The organism is Rhodoplanes sp. SY1 (genome assembly GCF_046000175.1).
Taxonomy (GTDB): domain Bacteria; phylum Pseudomonadota; class Alphaproteobacteria; order Rhizobiales; family Xanthobacteraceae; genus Rhodoplanes.
Genome location: NZ_JBEOMB010000478.1, coordinates 1 through 529, shown reverse-complemented (window position 1 = coordinate 529; position 529 = coordinate 1). Strand labels below are relative to the sequence as shown.

Sequence of the window (529 nt, the reverse complement as noted above, 5' to 3'; positions counted from 1 at the left end):
GGCCGGCAGTGCTGCGTCATGTGGATCCCGGTCGATCCGGTGACGCTGGAGAGCGGCGCGATGATGTATGTCCGCGGCTCGCACCGCGACGGCCGCCTCTACGCGCCGAACGTGTTCGTCTCGCAGACGCCCCTGCCCGGCGCCGAGGGCGAGCCGCTGCCCGACATCGAGGGCGACATGGACGCCTTCGACATCGTCCATTTCGACGTCGAGCCAGGCGACGTCATCGTCCACAACTACCTGACCCTCCACGGCGCCGGCGGCAACACCAGCCGCTACCAGGTGCGGCGCGCCGCGTCGCTGCGCTACTGCGGCGACGACATCCGGTTCCGCACCCGCCCGTGGGCGCCGAAGCAGCTCCACCACACCCACCGGCTCGCCGACGGCGACCGCCTCGGCGGACCCGACTTCCCGGTGGTCTGGCGCCGCCGGCGCGATTCCGTCGCGGCCTGACGGCGTTCCCTGTCCTGTCGTGCCGCGGGACACCCGCGGCACCGGAGCCGCCGCGATGACCGACGAGACCAGCCCC

1 protein-coding gene is annotated in these 529 nt (G+C 72.8%); it reads left to right on the top strand.

What is annotated here, in order from left to right:
• On the top strand, window positions 1–453 hold a 453-nt coding region (locus ABTU92_RS30460), incomplete at its 5' end, for a phytanoyl-CoA dioxygenase family protein (protein WP_408095261.1).
• Between the last annotated feature and the right edge of the window lie 76 nt (window positions 454–529).